Source organism: Pseudomonas sp. Irchel s3b2 (genome assembly GCF_900187445.1).
Taxonomy (GTDB): Bacteria; Pseudomonadota; Gammaproteobacteria; order Pseudomonadales; family Pseudomonadaceae; genus Aquipseudomonas.
The window spans coordinates 583,245-600,750 of the sequence record NZ_FYEB01000001.1; the positions used below are offsets into that span (position 1 = coordinate 583,245).

The window sequence follows — 17,506 nt, forward strand, 5'->3', positions numbered from 1 at the left end:
CTTATCCCTGCCATGAGATATCACTCGATGTTTTTGCAAAAATCCCTGAGAGCGCAAATCCTCGCCCTGTTGAGCGGCAGCCTGTTGGCGATGTTGCTGATCGCTTTGGCTTGCTTTCACTTTCTGTCCAGCGGTGTCCAGAGCTACGCGAACCTGATCGAAGGTCCGTTGCACACCTCGCAATTGATCGATGAAGCCAACCTGCAATTCAAGGTGCAGGTTCAGGAGTGGAAGAACGTTCTGCTGCGCGGCAAGGAACCTGCGAACCTGGACAAATACTGGAAGCAGTTCGAGGACCGCCAGCGCGACGTGCAGGGCATCCTCGGTGAACTGGCCGGGCAGAAGGGCATCGAGCCGCAACTCAAGACCCGCATCGAACGCTTGCGTGAAGAACATCGTGTATTAGGTGCGGCCTATCAGAAGGGCCGTGATGCCTACGTCGCTGCCGGTGCCGACCCAACGGCCGGCGACAACGCGGTCAAGGGCGTGGACCGTGCCGCCAGCGAGCAGATGAGCGAACTGGTCAGCGAACTGCGCAAGCAGGGCACCGAACAATCGAAGCTGATCAGCGTCAGCGCCGATCAGACCGTATTGCTGGGGCTCGTGGTGATGCTGGTGTCGGGCCTGCTGATTGGCCTGTTGAGTCTATGGCTGGTCAACCGCAACCTGGTGGAGCCGATCCGTAAACTGATCGACTATGTGGCACAACTCAGCCAAGGGCGCTTCGCCGAGCGCGTGGCCAGCAGCCGTCAGGACGAGTTGGGCAACCTGGCCAGGGCCGCCAACACCTTGCGCGATTTTCTCGCCGAAACCTTCAGCCGCTTGCAGCGCAGTGCGACGGACCTGGACAGCGCCAGCGGCGAGCTGAACTCGATTGCCGGCCTCATGGCCAGCGGCACCAACGAGCAATTCAACCGCACCGATCAGGTGGCCACGGCGATGAACGAAATGTCCGCCACCGCGCAAGAAGTCGCGCGTCACGCAGCCGACGCCGCACGTGCGGCCGACGACGCCGACCAATCCGCCCAGCAGGGTGAAAAAGTCATGCAGGGCACCATTCACACTATCACCCAAATGCGCGGCGAAATCGCCAATACGGCCACGGTCATCCGTCGTCTGGAAGCCGACAGCGGGCGCATCGGTAAAGTGCTGGAAGTGATTCGCGGCATTGCCGAACAGACCAACCTGCTGGCGCTCAACGCCGCAATCGAAGCGGCCCGTGCTGGGGAAGCCGGGCGTGGTTTTGCGGTGGTCGCAGATGAAGTGCGCAGCCTGGCCCAGCGCACGGCAGCGTCAATCATCGAGATCAACCAGATCATTCAAACCGTGCAAACCGGTGCGGTGGACGCGGCCCAAGCCATCGAAAGCGGCCAGTCGCGCAGCGAAGAAAGCGTCGAGCAAGTGACTCAGGCCGGCGCCATGCTCGAGCGCATCACCCATGCCGTGGAAGCCATTCGCGACATGAACCGCCAGATCGCCACCGCCGCCGAAGAGCAGACTTCAGTGGCCGAAGACATCTCGCGCAACCTCACCGAAATCACCAGCATCGCCAGTACCAACCTGGACAATGTGCAGCGCACCGAAGCGGCCAGCCACAATCTGCATGGGTTGTCGGGGCAGTTGAATGAAGTGACGGCGCGGTTGAGCGCCTAGTGAAATGGGCTGTGTACCGATTCGGTTACCGACTCGGTATACAGTCGCTCTCAAGTTCGCGCCGTACCAGTCGATGACGGATTTAATAACTCCACATGGATAAATCTCATGGTCAGTATCAACTCCGTTTCGATCAACCAGACTGTCTCGACCTCTTCGAGCAGCGTCACGATCAGCGACAGCAGCGAAGACACCTCAGTCGCAGCGACTACCGAGACGTCCAGCGACTCCACCAAGGTTGCCGCTGGCGGTACTCCCGCGTCGAGTGACAGCAGTTCCAGCAGCAGCGAATCCGATACGGTGAAAGAGCTGCGCAAGCAGCTCGCCGAGCTGCAAAAGCAATTGCAGGAACAGCAGCAACAACTGCAAGCAGCCCAGGCCAAGCAAGACAGCGCCGAAGCCAAAGCTGCGAACGTTGCGGCGGCTCAGTCGCAAGTTGCAGCCACGTCGGCTTCGTTGCAGACGGTGACGGCGGCGTTGTTGCAGGCGTTGCAGGATGAGGGTGGCAGTACGTCGGGTTCGGTGGTCAGCACCACCGCTTAAGTCCGTGAGGGCAAGCTGAAGGTAAACGTCGTGCCCTGTTGCTCGGTCGACAGCACCTCCAGTTTTCCTCCATGGGCCTGCGCAATCTGACTGGCGATGTACAACCCCAACCCGAGACCGGCCTGTGGTGTTGCGCCGACTGGTTTCGAGTAGGGTTGGAACAGATGCGGCAACGCATCCTCGGCAATCAGCCCCTGGTTTTTTACGCTCAACACAAAGTGTCCGTCCTCGACCTGCGCACTGACCTCGATCAGGCCGCCGGGATCTCCGTGGACAACGGCGTTCGCCACCAGATTGGATAACAATTGCGTGACCCGTTCACGATCGCAATGAACGTTGCTCAGGTCGCCAATCGACGACTGAATGATGCGTTTGGGGTGAATGCTCTGGATCTCGGAAGTCACATGCCGCAACGCATCCGCCAGATCCGGGCACGGCTCAATGTTCACCGGGATGCCTCGGCCCAGTGAACCTCGCGCGAAGTCCAGCACATCGTCCACCAGTTTGGTCGCACGTCGGGCGCTGGTGAGGATATGCCGGGCCCGTTGCTCATTCGCCGGGTCAGAGACTTTGCGCAGGAGCATTTCGGCGCCGGCACTGATGGCGAACAAGGGGTTGCGCAGGTCATGGCCGAGTACGGCGATGAATTGTTCGGGTAGTTCGGCGGTTTGGCACTCCTTGATCAGCGTCGTTTCGGTCCGTTGCTGGTTTTCTTCGGCTTCGATCTGCAGCGCGAGCATTCGGGCGAATGACTCCATGGTGCTCTGGATCGTGCTGGACTTGAGTGGCGCCGGATTGGGGTCAAGGGCACAAAGGGTGCCGAAAAAGCGCCCATCGGTGCGCACTATCGGGACGGCAATGTAGCTTTCGAATGGATAGGTACGGGGCGTGTGGTGATCTTGGTAGAGCGGGTCTTCACTGGCCTTGTCGATCACCACTGAGTGTTGACCCTGACGGATTTCGTCGCACAGGGTGGCGACCAGCTTCAGTTCATCGCCTACCTGCACACCGACATCCAGTCGATCGAGCACCGCGCAGACGGTCCAGGAGTCTTCGGCAACACGGGCCACCGCTGCGAACCGCAAGCCGGTCAACTCGCTGATCACCTGAAGAATCGCCGGCAGCGCACTGATCCGGCTGATCGTGGAGATGTCTGCTGCCGCTGTTTGCCCCATATCCGTGGTTCTCTGCTTCAACATGCCGAATGGTTTGAGGGATTCTAGCGGGCTTGCGAGAAATGGCGCGACTTCGTTCGTCGCTTCAGTGAACGGCCTGACGCCGAACGCAAAAAAGCCGCACGATCGGAAAGTCGTGCGGCTTTTTTGCAGTTGAATCACGTGTCTTGTTTGTTGCTCAGAACCTTGCCGGTGGTGGCATCGAGATCCACGTCCCACTCAGTGCCGTCAGCCATCCGCAGTTCGACTTCATATTCGTAACCGTTGAAGTGGTTATCCAGGTCGGTATCGGTAATCGTGGCACCCGGGTGCAACTTCAAGGCAGCCTGGTTCAGTTCTTCCAGGGGTTTGATCTTGCCACTCTTGACCAACTCAGGGATTTGGTCGACGCGTACGTCAGCCTGGGCCAGGCCAGCAGTGAGGGTCAGGGCAGCAACGGTGAACAGGGCAGTTAAGGTTTTCATGAAGTTCTTTCCTTGGATGAGCTGTTTAAGTGGGATCAGGTTAGCCAGCGCAACTTAATTCACCCTTAATGACCTGTGGCCTCAGCTTAAAAGAATCCTGTAGGAGCGAGCTTGCTCGCGAAAGCGGTATCTCGCGACATCAATGTTGACTGTGCCGCCGTCTTCGCGGGCAAGCCCGCTCCTACAGCGAAGCAGGCGCCACGGTCTCGAATCAATACCCGTTGTTCTGCAACAACTGCGCAACGCTCGCCGCCGCCGGACGCTTATAGAAATTCAGCAGTTCGCTGGCGCGGTTGGTGAAGATGCCATCGACACCGGCATCCGCCACTTTCTGGTAATCCACGGCATCGTCGATGGTGTAGACGTGCACCAGCAGGCCTTGATCGTGGGTGTACTGGTTCATCCACGGTTTAACCAGGTCCGAATAGCTCTGATCGCCACCCTTGGTCAGTGCGGCCGAAGGGCCGGTACCGATAGCGCCCTGGGCCTTGGCGTACTCGACCCATTGCTGGAATTCGGCTTTGTCTTTTGGTTCCTGTTTGGCGTAGTAACTCGCTTTGTCCTTGTCACCGGACTCGGCGAACGTCACTTTGGATTTCGGCTCGATGCTGCCTTCGCCCACCCATAGCAGCAGGATTTTCGGCACTTGCGGCATTTCCTTCTCAAGCAGTTCGAGGCTGCTCTTCTCGAAGGTTTGCAGTACGACTTTGCCTTTGCCCTGGCCGACCGCCAGATTGCTCTTCGCCAGTTTTGAGCCGGTCGGGCTTAGCCAGCCGCGGTCCTGCAATTTATCCTTGAGGTCGCGCTCGATGCCGGGGAACTGCTTTGGCTCCTTGGTTTCGATGTACAGGCCCGGCTTGTGCAGCGGATTGCCTTGGGCGATGTCGATGATTTCGTCCAAGGTCAGGATCTTCAGACCCGCGTAGCTCGGGCGTGCGCGATCCGGGTAAGCGCTGTTGAACCAGCTGCCGGCATCCAGGGTTTTGAGTTCGGCGATAGTGAATTCGTTGGCCAGACTGTCCTTGCGCTCAGGGAATTTGCTGGCGACGTCGGTGGTGCGTTGCAGGTTGTTGTCGTGCAGGGCGAACAGCACGCCATCCTTGCTGCGTTGCAGGTCCATTTCCAGATAGTCGGCACCCAGATCGCGAGCCAGTTTGTAAGCCGCTGCGGTGGATTCCGGTGCATCGAAGGACGCGCCACGGTGGGCGATCACTGCCGGGTGCGGAATGCCCAGACGGGTCGCCAATGCGGTGGGGCTTGGCTCGCTGGCGGCCTGCGCCTGGCCGAGGCCGAGCATCAGGCTCAGCAACAGGGCACGCTTGGTGAAGGTGACAGGCATGGTCGAAGTCCTTTTGCGATGGGTTTTCAAAGACGTATCTTTTAACAACTGAGCGCCGCTTGCGCTATCGCCAGACCGACATAAACGTGTTGATAGAAGAATTTTTTCAACGCTTTTGTGCGGTTCTTTGCAGTACTCTTGGCCCGGCAGTTTCCCCGGCAGAGGGAAACCCGTTCGCTTGCCCTGCGTGTAAACCATCGATCACCGGTCCTTTGCGACCTTTTGTGAGGTTTACCGTGCGCATCACTTCCCAGCTCATTTGCCAGGCCGCCGACCAACTCAAAGGCTTCGTCGGCCTCAATCGAAAGACCGGCCACTACATCGTGCGCTTCAGCGAAGACTCGTTCGGCATGGACGTGGCTGATGACGGCATCATCCCCACCAGTGAATTCGTCTGGGCACTTGGCCCCGAGCAGACCATGACGCTCAAGCGCGAACTGATCCAGTTGCTGCTGGACCAGAACATCGACGACCGGATCAACATCACCGAACCGTTGCGGGTGTATATGAATCGACGGGACGTGCCGCAGATTACGGCGGTGAGGAGTTTGGTGCGGGGTTGATGTTTTGTGGTGTTTGTTCTGGCCTCTTCGCGGGCAAGCCTCGCTCCTACAGGTCGTGTTGAATTCCTGTAGGAGCGAGGCTTGCCCGCGAAGGCGATTTAAAGAATACCCATCATTTACTATTTGAACGCATATGCCCGCTCAACCCTGCACACTCGCGTATGACACGCCGAATACCAGGTCGACCGCCCGCGCTCGCGAATCGCGCTGTGCTCGGAATGGTGTTTCCAGGCCAGGATCGCCGCTTCGCTATCCCAGTAGGACACCGTAATTCCAAGCCCATCCGCACCTCGGGCCGATTCCACGCCAAGAAAGCCGGGTTGCTCCCGGGCCAGTTCCACCATGCGTTCGGCCGCCTGTTCATAACCGTGATCGCCGTCGGTGCGCAGCGAGGTGAAAATCACTGCGTAGTAAGGCGTTGCTGGTGTCTGGGCGATCATGATTTTTGCCTCGCACAAGCCTCGATCAACGCGCGGACCAACGGCGGCAGAATACCCTTGAGCGCGGCGCGTTCCGGTTGGAACAGTGTGGCGACAAAAAACGGATGATCTTTTAACTCCACCGCCCGCAGATCCCCCGTCGAATCGTGGCCAACCGCACACAACTGCTGTTTCAGTAGCTCCCGCTCAAACTCGGGATTCACACCGTAACGGCAACGATATCCCTCGCGAATCTCAGCGCTTTCATACGCCTTGGCGATCAACGAGCCTTCAACCAAATGAATGCTGTCGACGGTTTCCATCAGCGAACAGGTCAACGGCGTGAGTAATGCCCGCGTCGCGTCGGGTGAGGTCTCGCCGTGTTCGGCATCGCTCCAGCCCAGAACGTTGCGGGCGAATTCGAGTACCGCGTGCTGAAAACCGCCGCAAGTGCCGAGGAAAGGTCGCTGCTGCTCGCGGGCAAAACGGATCGCCCGTAATGCGCCGTCCATGTCGCGATAAGGACTGGCAGGCACGCACCAGAAACCATCGAAGTCATCCAGTGACGTCTCGGCGTTGATGGTGTCGGTGGCCAACCATTGAAACTGTATGTCCTTGCCTGAGTGTTCGGCGGCCATGCCGAGGGCGACGGGAATAGCTTGGTGGGCGGTGACCTGTGGGTCGTAATCGCCGATCAGAGCGATGCGGATGGCGCTGGTTTCCATGAGTGATCTCGACGCTTGTTGATTCCTGGCAGCCACTATAGATTGGCGTTCACGCAATCAATATTGGCATTATCCCAAGTGATCAATGCACCGACGCACTATAGACTGGACTATCCGGACCTGTCCCTGATCCTCGCCCTGGTGCGCGGCGGCTCTCTGGCCCGGGCCTCGGCGTTATTGAAGGTCGATGTGTCGACGGTGTTTCGCGCCGTCCGCCGACTGGAAGCCGCGCTGGGCCAGCAACTGTTCCAAAAGAGCCGCGCCGGTTACCTGCCGACCACACTGGCGCAGACCCTGGCCGAGCAGGCTGAGCGGGCGGAGCAAGCGCTGGAGGCGGCGCGCATTGGCGTGGAGCAGGGCGGTGAAGTCATCAGCGGCACCGTGCGCCTGACCTGCACTGATTCAGTCTTGCAAAGTTTGTTGTTGCCGGCGCTGGCGCAGTTCATGCCGTCTTACCCGGCGCTGACCATTGAACTCTGCACCTCCAACGATTTCGCCAACCTCAGCCGTCGCGACGCCGACATCGCGTTGCGGCTGACCCGCACACCGCCCGAGCATCTGGTTGGCCGGCGTCTGGCGGATATTTCCTACCGGGTCTGTGCCAGCGCGGCCTATCTGCAATCGGTTGATTCCCACGACCTGGCTGCATTGACCTGGATCGCCCCCGACGACTTCCTGCCCGATCACCCCACCGTCGCCTGGCGCCGTCAGCAGTTGCCTGGCGTGACGCCGAGCTATCGATGCAACAGCATGTTGTCGGTGACCGAGTTGGTGCGGGCCGGGCTGGGCGTCGCGGCGTTGCCTGACTTCCTCATCGGTGACGGACTGCAACCGTTGACCGAGCCCTTGCACGGTTACGACACCGCACTGTGGTTGCTTACTCGACCAGACTGCCGCGCATTGCGCTCGGTGGTGACGTTGTTCGATGAGTTGGGGCGGGCGCTGAAGTTACCTTGAGTCGGATCACGCCTTCGGCGGCTCTTTGCCTACGAAGTGTTGATGCATTTCCGACGTCAGGCTTTCGATGCGTTCGGTCAGGGTTTTGGTGATTTCGGTGAGCCGGGTGTTTTGCTCCAGCAGTTCCAACAGTTGCGCGGTGTGTCGCGCGGCCTGGGCCTGACGATCGCTGTTGGCCACGGCCAAGGCTTCACGATGTCGCGCATCCGCGTCTGATTGGGCTTTGTCCCGCGCCGCTTGACGCGTCTGGGCCAGCAGAATCAGCGGTGCGGCATAGGCCGCTTGCAGGCTGAACGCCAGGTTGAGCAGGATGAACGGGTACAGATCAAAATCGGTCACGCCGGACAAGTTCAGGCAAATCCAGATCACCACAATCAGGGTCTGGGCGCCGAGAAAAGTCGGCGTGCCGAAGAATCGCGCAAAGGCCTCGGCGCGCAGGGCAAAACGGTCGGTGCCGAAAGTAGGTGCCAGGTGAGCGTGAGGGCGATGGAAGCGCAGGTGATCGACGGGGCCGGTGAGTTCGGTTTCGGTTTCGCGGGTCGGGGTGCTCATGGTGCTCTCTGCATGGCCGCTGGGACTGAGGCTCACTATAGCTCCGGCGCCAGTTTCATCCTGAAACACATTTCGGTGTTTCTACTCAGAGCGACCGGTCAGCGATAAAGCCGCGGACATTGTCATTTTTTGCAGCTTGATTCAGAGCTCATAACAGGCCAGGAACATGTCTAGCGCCGACTCCACAACGGTGTGCTGCATCTCGGGCGACAAGCCTGGCTGGCCCATGGAGATCTGTGGCCAGAAGGCAAAGGACTTGAGCAATCCCTGGACCTGTTGCGCGGCGAACTCGGGTGCGACAGGTTTCAATAGCCCATCGGCCTGGGCAGCGCGAATCCACACAGTCAGACCTTCTTCGCGTTCGCCCATTCGGGCGACCATGTTCTGTGCGCGCTCTGGAGAATGGATGGTGGCGGCGATCGCCACCCGCGCCAGGTCGAGAAAGTTGTCATCGGACAGCATCTGCAGTTTCGCCTGCAACATCAGGCGCAACTGATCGCGCAGGGGCAGGTCAGGGCGGTAGGCCGTTTCCTGTTCAGCCGTCACACGCGCCCACAATTGATTAAGAATTTCGGCGAACAACTCTTCCTTGCTCGGAAAGTGGTTGTACACCGTGCGCTTCGACACGCCAGCGGTGGCGGCGATCTTGTCCATGCTGGTGATGTCGAAACCGTTGGCACGGAATTCGGCAATCGCCGCCTGGATGATGGCTTCGCGTTTACGGTCAGTGAGGCGCTGTGAGGCTGTCATAAATACGCTTAGGCAGGAAGAAGTGGATAACTACACTTGGTAGTTTACTTGTGATCGGCTTTGATGCAACCTTGAAACTACACTGTGCAGTGTAATGTTTTGTTAATCCTGCCCGGTAAAAAATAGAATCTGCGGCTAATGCGTGCATGCCTTGGCCATTTATCGTCCCAAGCAAGAAATCGCTAATGAGCGGTTTTTCTGGAGTCATTCAGTCATGGCCACTTCAACGTCCCCTGCGCATAGCGCCTCAACGTCCGACGCGTCTCGACAGGCGCAAGGGCAGTACCGAAATCATGTGCCGGTGCAGCGTGAAGGCTTTCGCAAAACCTTGCGCATTATTTGGAACATGATCTTCCATAAACCACGCGACACCCGTCCGTCCACTCCCGTCCCAGTGGAAACTCTGACCCAGGCTGCGTTGATCGCTGCGCCCAACCACAGCGTCTATCGCCTCGGTCATTCCACCGTACTGCTGAAACTGCGTGACAAGTTCTGGATCACCGATCCGGTCTTCGCCGAGCGTGCCTCGCCGGTGCAATGGGCCGGCCCCAAGCGTTTCCATCAGGCTCCGATCAGCCTCGAAAACTTGCCGCCGATTGAAGCGGTGATCCTGTCCCACGATCATTACGACCACCTCGATCATCAGGCCGTCCTGAAACTGGCGAACAAGACCCGCTACTTCCTCACCCCGCTGGGCGTGGGTGACACGCTGATCAAGTGGGGCATCGATGCCAGCAAAGTGCGCCAACTGGATTGGTGGCAGAGCACCGAGGTCGATGGCGTTCAATTCGTCGCCACACCGTCGCAGCACTTTTCCGGCCGTGGCCTGTTCGACGGCAACAGCACCCTTTGGGCGTCGTGGGTGATGATCGACGGCGACACACGGATCTTCTTCAGTGGCGACAGCGGCTACTTCGACGGCTTCAAACGCATCGGCGAACAGTACGGTCCGTTCGATCTGACGCTCATGGAAACCGGCGCCTACAACGTCGAGTGGCCGCACGTTCACATGCAGCCCGAGCAAACCCTGCAAGCCCACATAGACCTTAAAGGGCGCTGGTTGCTGCCGATCCATAACGGCACCTTCGACCTGTCGATGCACGCCTGGTACGAACCTTTCGACCGTATTTTGGCGTTGGCCTGGGAGCGGAACGTGTCGATCACCACACCGCAGATGGGCGAGGCGTTCAATGTGATGTATCCGCAGCGTGGTCATACCTGGTGGGTGGAATTGGAAGGTGTCAGCGATCCGATGGCGCCTCAGAACGCTTGATGTTGTGCTGCCGGGCCGCTTGCCGTGGGAGCGGCCCGAGTTCTGAACCCATCTATCTGCGTTCATCCAGTAGCAGGTTTAGATATTCCGAGATCTTTGCCACGGTCAAATCGCGAGATTTTCCACTCAGTATTTCGTCCAGTTCTTCCTGAGACAGTCCGAGCCTTTGCGCAGCCTCGGTCTTACTCAGCCGATCGGTATGGAGGAGCAGGCCAATCTTCATGACGTGTTCGGCTTTGGCCCGCCTCTCACCCGCCTCGGGATAGCCCAGCGCCTCATAAACGCAGCTGTTGCTTCCATCGATTTCATTCATCTGCTGACACCTCACTCAACCATCGCATAATCCGCCCGCCCCACCGGATCCGGCGTCGACCCTCGCACATTCATCCCTCTGCCCGGTGCAAACCCCGGGAAGAACACCAGACCTTGCGACTCAAACCGATACGCCAACGCCAGCCGGGTGACATCCAGCACATCGCGTTCCGCCTCGAAACGCTGAATGGCGTCAACGGAAACCCCGGATTCCTCGGATAACTCTTCAATACTCCAGCCCAGCATCGCTCGGGCCTGGGCACAGTGGGCGGGGGTGAACTGGAAGAGAGCGATACGTTCCAGGGTAATTTTCATCGCAAGATTGGCCATGGTGTTCTCCGGGCTCGAGAGTGCTGATTCAAAATGTACTGTGTTTTTGTACAGTTGTTTTGATCCCGGATCAATCTCATTTTCTTGATTGATTACATTTTTCAGTCAGGCAGGAGCTTGGGAGCGACTACGCTGTTTCTATGCGGGATCCTGAAAGCTCAAGGCTTTCAGCTCCCGTCAGCAGCAATGATTGAACGTCAGCTTTCTGATCTTCAATACAAGGAAAGGTGGCGTTTATGACGCAGTGCGTCACAGCGTTATGCAGGGAAGGGAATCATGAAAAGACTACGTCTGCTATGTGCCCTGATCGGTTTTACAAGTCTGCCCGTCGTGGCTGATATGGCATCGTTAAGCAAAGAGGCCTTTGTCAGCAACCTGATAAATCAGATGACCCTGGAGGAAAAAATCGGCCAACTGCGGCTGATCGCTATTGATGAAAAGATGACGCCCGAAAAAATACGCGAAGAGATCGCCGCCGGGCGGATCGGTGGTACCTACGGCTCTGTATCCCGTTACGTAAACCGACCCATGCAGGACGCGGCTCAACAAAGCCGCCTGAAAATACCGATGTTTTTCGGTTGGGACGTGATACACGGCCATCGAACCATTTTTCCCATTGGCCTGGCGTTGGCGTCCAGCTGGGATATTGGCGCTATCGAGTTGAGCGGTCGAACAGCCGCGAAAGAAGCCAGTGCCGACGGTATCGATTTGACCTTCGCCCCGATGATAGATATCGCCCGGGATCCTCGCTGGGGGCGCACCTCCGAAGGCTTCGGCGAAGACACCTATCTGGTTTCACGCATTGCCAAAGCGATGGTCCAGGCCTACCAGGGCGCAAGCCCGAATGCACCCGACAGCATCATGGCCAGCGCCAAACACTTTGCGTTGTATGGAGCTGTCGAGGGTGGACGCGACTACAACAGCGTCGACATGGGCCTGGCCCGGATGTACCAGGATTACCTGCCACCTTATCGTTCGGCGATTGAAGGTGGCGCGGGGGCGATGATGGTGGCGCTTAACTCGATAAATGGCGTGCCAGCCGCTTCCAATGCATGGTTGATGCAAGACCTGCTTCGCAAGGCATGGGGCTTCAAGGGGCTGGTCATCAGCGACCATAACGGGATAAACGATCTGGTTCAGCATGGTGTTGCGAAGAACCCCCGCGAAGCGGCCAGGCTCGCGATCAGGGCTGGCGTTGATATGAGCATGAACGACTTCTCCTATGGTCCGGAGCTACAGGGGCTGCTTGAGTCTGGCGCTATTTCCCAGAGCAATATTGATAACTCGGTGCGTGAAGTGCTGGGGGCCAAGTACGACATGGGGCTGTTCGAAGACCCTTACCGACGCATCGGCATTGCCAGTGAAGACCCCGCTGATAACAACGCCGAATACCGTCTGCACAGAACGCAGGCCCGTGAGGTGGCACGCAAGACATTGGTGCTGCTGAAGAATGAAAACGGGCTCTTGCCGCTCAAAAAAGAGGGTGTGATTGCACTCATAGGCCCATTGGCAAAAAGTACCGTCGACATCATGGGCAGTTGGTCCGCAAGCGGCGTGCCCGCGCAATCGGTAACGATCTACGACGGCCTGAAAAACGCGATGAACCAGGGTTCGCTGATCTATGCCCGAGGCGCCAACCTCGAGGAGGATCAGGAGGTCGTTAAATACCTGGAATACCAGGGCGTGTCCGAAATCGCGAACGACCCCCGTCCGGCAGCAGAAATGATTGACGAAGCGGTCAAGGCTGCACAGCAAGCCGATGTCGTGATTGCCGTGGTGGGCGAGCCCCGCAGCATGTCTCATGAGGCGGCCAGTCGAACCAGCCTCGATCTGCCCGGGCGCCAGAGTGAATTGATCACCGCCCTGAAAACCACCGGCAAACCGCTGGTACTGGTATTGATGAACGGCCGGCCACTGTCCATCGGCAAGGAGCAGAAACAGGCCGATGCGATTCTGGAAACCTGGTACAGCGGCTCCGAGGGAGGCAACGCCGTTGCCGATGTGTTGTTCGGGGACTACAACCCGTCCGGCAAGCTACCCATCACCTTCCCACGCTCCGTGGGGCAGATCCCCAATTACTACAGCCACTTGAACACCGGTCGCCCCTACATAGCGGGGGCGCTTCGCAACTACACGTCTCAATATTTCGATCAATCCCATGGGCCGCTTTATCCCTTCGGCTACGGGCTGAGTTATACCGACTTCAGCCTGACCGACATGGCCCTGTCTTCGACCACACTGAGCAAGACTGACAATCTCGTCGCCAGCGTCATGGTGAAGAACATCGGCCAGCGTGACGGCGAAACGGTGGTTCAGCTGTATATCCGCGATGTCGTTGGATCCGTCAGCCGTCCGGTCAAAGAACTGAAGAACTTTCAAAAAATCATGCTCAAGGCAGGGGAGGAGAAAGCGGTCCACTTCAGCATTAATGAGAACGACTTGAAGTTCTTCAATGCCCAGTTGGAACACGTCGCCGAGCCGGGCGAGTTCCGGGTGCAAATCGGTCTGGATTCCCAGGATGTGAAGGAGAAGAGTTTTGAGTTGCTGTCAGAACAAGGCAGTGGCTAAGACCGATCAGTAAAGAAAATAACGCAAAACCTGTAGGAGCGAGGCTTGCCCGCGAAGAATACACCGCAGTTTTTCAGGTATTACGCGTCATCGTTCTTCGCGGGCAAGCCTCGCTCCTACGGGTTCTGCGCTTGCCGCGAGCTCGCTATTTCGCCCCCTCCAACCAAACGGACGGCGCCTGCCCCAGCACCCGACGAAACATCGTCGAGAATGCCGCCGGGCTGTCATAACCAAAATCCAGCGCAATCCGCGTCACCGGCGTGCCCACCGCCAGCCGCGCCAAGGCCAGCACCACACAAGCCCGCTGCCGCCATTGGCTGAAACTCAGGCCGGTCTGTTGGCGGAACAAACGATTGAACGTACGCAAACTAATATGCAACTGATCAGCCCATTGTTGCGGCGATTGGTGAGCGTTCGGCTGCCGAAGAAACGTCTGACACAACCCAAGCAGCCGCGAATCCGGAGGCAACGGAATGTGCAACGGCAAATGAGCGCTACGAGCCAATTCATGCAGCAACAAATCAATCAGCACACCATCACGCCCGGCCTCGTCGTACTCCAGCGCAACCTCCACCGCCTCCATCAGCAAATGCCGCATCAACGGCGAAACACTGATCACCTGACAGCGATTGCCCAAATCAACCGCCCCCGGTTCGATGTATAAGCTGCGAGTGCTCACCCCCAGCATCAACACCTCATGCGCCACCCCCGGGGGAATCCACACCGCCCGCTGCGGCGGCACCACCCAATTGCCGTCGTGCGTGCTCACCTGCATCACCCCGGTGGCGCCGTACAACAACTGCGCCCGCCGGTGGGTATGGCGCGGCAACAGACGACCGTCGGGGTAATCCGTACCGATAGCCACCACCGGTCGTGGCGTATCGTCCAGCAGATCAATCGAAACATTGCGCATCGAGCGGCATCCAGCGGTTGGCGTAAACGCAAACATTATTGGCTGACTTGCTGAAGCAGGCCAAGCCCCATCGCTCTATCGTCGGCCACTCTCAACCAACGGACGATGTGCGATGTTCTTCTACCTCTTGCTGGCACTCTTCGGCTGCATGACCGGCGTCACCGCCGTACTGTTCGGCTTCGGCGGCGGATTCGTCGTCGTGCCCTTGCTATACCGCATGCTCACGGCCAGCCAAGGCGCCGACGACCCCATCAGCCAATCGGCAATGCACATTGCCGTTGCAACCTCGACCTGCGTGATGATCGTCAACGCCCTGATCGCCACCGCAAAGCATCACCGCGCCGGTAATCTCATTCGCCATTACCTGTGGCCATTGGGCGGGTTCATCGGCCTGGGCGCTATCGTCGGAGCCGTTGCAGCGATGTCGGCGAGTGGTGAGCTGATTCGCTATGCCTTCATCGCCTACCTCGGCGTGACGATTCTGGACTGCTTGTTCCGACGCGGTTTTCTCACACAGTCTGACGCTGTAATCCCACGGAGATTGGGCAGGGCAGAAGTGTCTGGCGGCGGTGTAGGCATCGGTACCATCGCCACGTTTCTCGGCGTGGGCGGCAGCGTCATGACCGTGCCGTTGTTGCGGCGTTGTGGGCTGAGCATGTCAAAGGCGACATCCATGGCCAATCCGTTGAGTTTGCCGGTTGCGGTAGCCGGGACGCTGACTTACATGGCGATGGCGGGTTTTACCGAGTTTGATCTGGGGCCGTGGTTTATCGGTTATGTGGATGTGCTGGCGTTTGCGGTGCTGACTGCCGGATCGATGATAGGCATCCGGCTGGCCACACCGTGGATCGGGCGGATACCGGATCGGGTGCATGCGCGGGTTTATATTGGTTTGCTGGTTTTGGTAATGCTGAGTATGTGCGCCAAGTAAGGTTGGAATCCGTCGGCTTATTCGCAAGAATAGGCCTTCGCACTGTTCAAGATTCAGTAGCAGAGCGACCGGACTGAGCGACACAACCTTATCAATCAAAGGACCAGGGATGCTGATCTTTAACTGCACCGAAGCGGCCAGCAATTTCTTCAGTCGCGTGCACAAAGGTAAAAAAATCAGCCCAGTAGACACACCGCCATCGCCCACCATTGAGGACGATGAGCAAGGTGAGTTCACCGAACAGTGGTTGGTCCATGCCATCACCGTCCAACGCAAGCACGTGTTATTCGTCATCCATGTACAAACCCGTTACTGCATGATCTTCGCCGACGCCAAAAAAGCTGACGTCGAGGGTTTTGTTCATCGGTTTTCCGAGCGATGGATCAATGGCCTGATACGCCACGCAGGGCAGAACGATATCCTGCAGTGGGTCGAAGATGAGCCGATGATGGAGCGCTTCGAGGAAAGCAATCGCGAGTACCGGCTATACAAACGCCGACATCGTGGTGCGCAGAAACACATCGATGATATCGCCTGGTTCTTCCAGGATTGTGCTGCGGAGTGGGGCACCTTACCGCCGGATGAGTATGCGGCCGGCCGTTTCGACGCGCAGATGAACGACTTCCTCAGAGGCAGTAAAGGTCATAAAGACTATTACTACCCGAGCGAGGAAATGATGGCGCACTGGTTGCGCACCTACTGCGGGCGGGATGAGCAAGTTATTCAGGCTGCACGTGATCGGCGTAAAGAGGTGAAGCAGGAAATCAGAGATCTGGAGAGTCGTCTTCAGTAAGGCTGATTACTTCTCCGCCAACCCCGGCGCTTCACGAATAATGAAGTGATCCAGGTTCTCGATATTGGCACTGAACACCCCGAACGTCTGCTCGGGGTTTTTCTTGCTCGGCACCTGCTTCAACTCCGGTGTCACCCCATAAAAGAAGCAATACAACTGCGCGTCGCTGTCGACGGCGTGCTTGATCTCTTCCAGAAACGCTTTGCGCTTGCGGTAGTTGTCGATCAGCTTCTTGCTCAAGTAAACGTTCACCGAGTAAGGCTTCTTCTTCGCCTCGTCCGGTTGCTTGAACCAGACCTTCTGTTCGAAATCGATGCGAAAGCTCTGCGTGTAATCCTTGATCTCCTTGATCTTTCCCCAGTAAATCAGCCCCTTATTGTCCTGCAGATATTCGATCTTCTTGAAGAACGACCCATAAGGCGCCGTGTGCTCGCCAATCTTCAGCGGCATGCGCTTGAGCAGCTCCTTGTCCTCGAAGTTCGACACAAAACACTCCACCGGATGGGCGAAGACACTGGTCTTGTCCGGCGCCGACTCCCGAGTCGGATGCTCGACGTTACTGACCGCTGAAGTTGGTTTTGGGTCATCCCGCATGACATCCGCCGCCACGGCTGGGTTCGACGGCTTACGCACATACTCACGCCGAGTCAGCAACAACTCCGACGGAAAATGCTCCTCCCGACTGTCATCCGATTCCGCACCGTCCACCTCCAGCCCCGACGCCGGCGTCTTCAAGCTGGCATAAGGACAACCCTCGACATGCCGCGTGCTGGGTATGTTCTTGAAGTGCGGCGTGCGCACGTAATTCACGTTCTTGGCGTTGAACGTCCCCAACACATTGGTCGTATCAAACGCTGAACGGCAGGCATCGTTGGGGCACTGGAAATGCTCCTTGGCGGAATCGAACTCCATCGTCTCGTCGAAATTCAAATCGCGCACATCATAGATCGACAGCTTATCGTCGAGGCTGAGGCAGTAGGCGAGGTCGAATTTCATGGCGGGCCCGGGTCCTTGAGTGGGGAAGGGTATTAATAGCGGGAGGCGAGGCGGGTTGCACTGACTGTTTTCAACACAGCGCAAAACCCGAGGCGAGAAACAAACTGCGAGCCTGCTCGCGATTCTCAACTTCAACACAGTCCATATGCCTTGCGCTGACTGTGGTAAGACCGCTTACTGTGGCGAGAGAGCTTGCTCCCGCTGGGCTGCGCAGCAGCCCAAAACCCAGCAAACGCGGCGGCTCAGGCCG

Annotated in this window: 19 protein-coding genes; 8 read left to right on the forward strand and 11 right to left on the reverse strand. The window is 58.0% G+C overall.

All coding sequences use genetic code 11. From position 1 onward, the window contains the following. The first annotated feature begins 27 nt into the window (after positions 1-27). The gene (locus CKW20_RS02790; protein ID WP_095051561.1) at positions 28-1,653 is read left to right on the forward strand and encodes a methyl-accepting chemotaxis protein; all 1,626 of its coding nucleotides are present in this window, start codon (positions 28-30) and stop codon (positions 1,651-1,653) included. A 108-nt stretch (positions 1,654-1,761) separates the two neighbouring features. After that, complete coding sequence (locus CKW20_RS02795; RefSeq protein ID WP_095051562.1) at positions 1,762-2,196, forward strand: hypothetical protein; 435 nt, start codon at positions 1,762-1,764, stop codon at positions 2,194-2,196. Here CKW20_RS02795 and CKW20_RS02800 read toward each other — a convergent pair. From CKW20_RS02800 to CKW20_RS02810, 3 genes are all read right to left on the reverse strand, one after another. Beyond that, a complete protein-coding gene (locus CKW20_RS02800) occupies positions 2,193-3,371 on the reverse strand; it encodes a GAF domain-containing sensor histidine kinase (RefSeq protein ID WP_095051563.1) in 1,179 nt (392 codons plus the stop codon). The two genes, CKW20_RS02795 and CKW20_RS02800, sit on opposite strands and share 4 nt — an antisense overlap. A gap of 158 nt (positions 3,372-3,529) precedes the next feature. After that, the gene (locus CKW20_RS02805) at positions 3,530-3,835 is read right to left on the reverse strand and encodes a PepSY domain-containing protein (protein ID WP_095051564.1); all 306 of its coding nucleotides are present in this window, start codon (positions 3,833-3,835) and stop codon (positions 3,530-3,532) included. Positions 3,836-4,046: 211 nt separating this feature from the next. Continuing rightward, positions 4,047-5,174: a glycerophosphodiester phosphodiesterase gene (locus CKW20_RS02810; protein ID WP_095051565.1), complete on the reverse strand. Its 1,128-nt coding sequence runs from the start codon at positions 5,172-5,174 to the stop codon at positions 4,047-4,049. Between the two features lie 236 nt (positions 5,175-5,410). Here CKW20_RS02810 and CKW20_RS02815 point away from each other — a divergent pair, with 236 nt between their 5' ends. Then, positions 5,411-5,737, forward strand: coding sequence for a DUF2025 family protein (locus tag CKW20_RS02815; protein ID WP_095051566.1), 327 nt, complete (start codon positions 5,411-5,413; stop codon positions 5,735-5,737). 119 nt (positions 5,738-5,856) lie between these two features. Here CKW20_RS02815 and CKW20_RS02820 read toward each other — a convergent pair whose 3' ends face one another. Then, positions 5,857-6,177, reverse strand: a complete 321-nt coding sequence (locus CKW20_RS02820) for an antibiotic biosynthesis monooxygenase (RefSeq protein ID WP_095051567.1) — start codon at positions 6,175-6,177, stop codon at positions 5,857-5,859. Beyond that, positions 6,174-6,881 (reverse strand): CTP synthase, encoded by a 708-nt coding sequence (locus CKW20_RS02825; RefSeq protein ID WP_095051568.1) that lies wholly within the window; start codon positions 6,879-6,881, stop codon positions 6,174-6,176. Before CKW20_RS02825 ends, CKW20_RS02820 begins: the two co-directional genes overlap by 4 nt. 15 nt (positions 6,882-6,896) lie before the next feature. Between CKW20_RS02825 and CKW20_RS02830 the strand changes: the two genes are divergently transcribed. Further along, entirely contained in the window at positions 6,897-7,838 is a 942-nt protein-coding gene (locus CKW20_RS02830; protein ID WP_095051569.1) for a LysR family transcriptional regulator, read from the forward strand. Between the two features lie 6 nt (positions 7,839-7,844). Here CKW20_RS02830 and CKW20_RS02835 read toward each other — a convergent pair whose 3' ends face one another. Beyond that, positions 7,845-8,390, reverse strand: coding sequence for a DUF1003 domain-containing protein (locus CKW20_RS02835; protein WP_095051570.1), 546 nt, complete (start codon positions 8,388-8,390; stop codon positions 7,845-7,847). 141 nt (positions 8,391-8,531) lie between these two features. Next, positions 8,532-9,140 (reverse strand): TetR/AcrR family transcriptional regulator, encoded by a 609-nt coding sequence (locus CKW20_RS02840; protein WP_095051571.1) that lies wholly within the window; start codon positions 9,138-9,140, stop codon positions 8,532-8,534. 214 nt (positions 9,141-9,354) lie between these two features. Between CKW20_RS02840 and CKW20_RS02845 the strand changes: the two genes are divergently transcribed. Next, on the forward strand, positions 9,355-10,413 hold the full coding sequence (locus CKW20_RS02845; RefSeq protein WP_095051572.1) for an MBL fold metallo-hydrolase: 1,059 nt from the start codon (positions 9,355-9,357) through the stop codon (positions 10,411-10,413). A gap of 52 nt (positions 10,414-10,465) precedes the next feature. On the opposite strand, the gene CKW20_RS02850 is transcribed toward CKW20_RS02845, so the two are convergent. Then, positions 10,466-10,726, reverse strand: a complete 261-nt coding sequence (locus tag CKW20_RS02850) for an XRE family transcriptional regulator (RefSeq protein ID WP_095051573.1) — start codon at positions 10,724-10,726, stop codon at positions 10,466-10,468. An 11-nt stretch (positions 10,727-10,737) separates the two neighbouring features. Continuing rightward, positions 10,738-11,055, reverse strand: a complete 318-nt coding sequence (locus CKW20_RS02855) for a helix-turn-helix transcriptional regulator (RefSeq protein WP_095051574.1) — start codon at positions 11,053-11,055, stop codon at positions 10,738-10,740. A gap of 339 nt (positions 11,056-11,394) precedes the next feature. On the opposite strand from CKW20_RS02855, the gene bglX reads away from it, so the two are divergent. Further along, the gene (gene bglX / locus CKW20_RS02860) at positions 11,395-13,623 is read left to right on the forward strand and encodes a beta-glucosidase BglX (protein WP_371857400.1); all 2,229 of its coding nucleotides are present in this window, start codon (positions 11,395-11,397) and stop codon (positions 13,621-13,623) included. A gap of 145 nt (positions 13,624-13,768) precedes the next feature. Here bglX and CKW20_RS02865 read toward each other — a convergent pair whose 3' ends face one another. Further along, entirely contained in the window at positions 13,769-14,536 is a 768-nt protein-coding gene (locus CKW20_RS02865; protein WP_095051576.1) for a helix-turn-helix domain-containing protein, read from the reverse strand. A 112-nt stretch (positions 14,537-14,648) separates the two neighbouring features. Here CKW20_RS02865 and CKW20_RS02870 point away from each other — a divergent pair, with 112 nt between their 5' ends. Together CKW20_RS02870 and CKW20_RS02875 are read left to right on the forward strand one after the other, a co-directional pair. Beyond that, entirely contained in the window at positions 14,649-15,467 is an 819-nt protein-coding gene (locus CKW20_RS02870) for a sulfite exporter TauE/SafE family protein (RefSeq protein ID WP_095051577.1), read from the forward strand. Between the two features lie 109 nt (positions 15,468-15,576). Then, positions 15,577-16,260, forward strand: coding sequence for a hypothetical protein (locus tag CKW20_RS02875; RefSeq protein WP_095051578.1), 684 nt, complete (start codon positions 15,577-15,579; stop codon positions 16,258-16,260). Between the two features lie 6 nt (positions 16,261-16,266). Here CKW20_RS02875 and CKW20_RS02880 read toward each other — a convergent pair whose 3' ends face one another. Then, positions 16,267-17,256, reverse strand: a complete 990-nt coding sequence (locus CKW20_RS02880; protein WP_095051579.1) for a hypothetical protein — start codon at positions 17,254-17,256, stop codon at positions 16,267-16,269. Between the last annotated feature and the right edge of the window lie 250 nt (positions 17,257-17,506).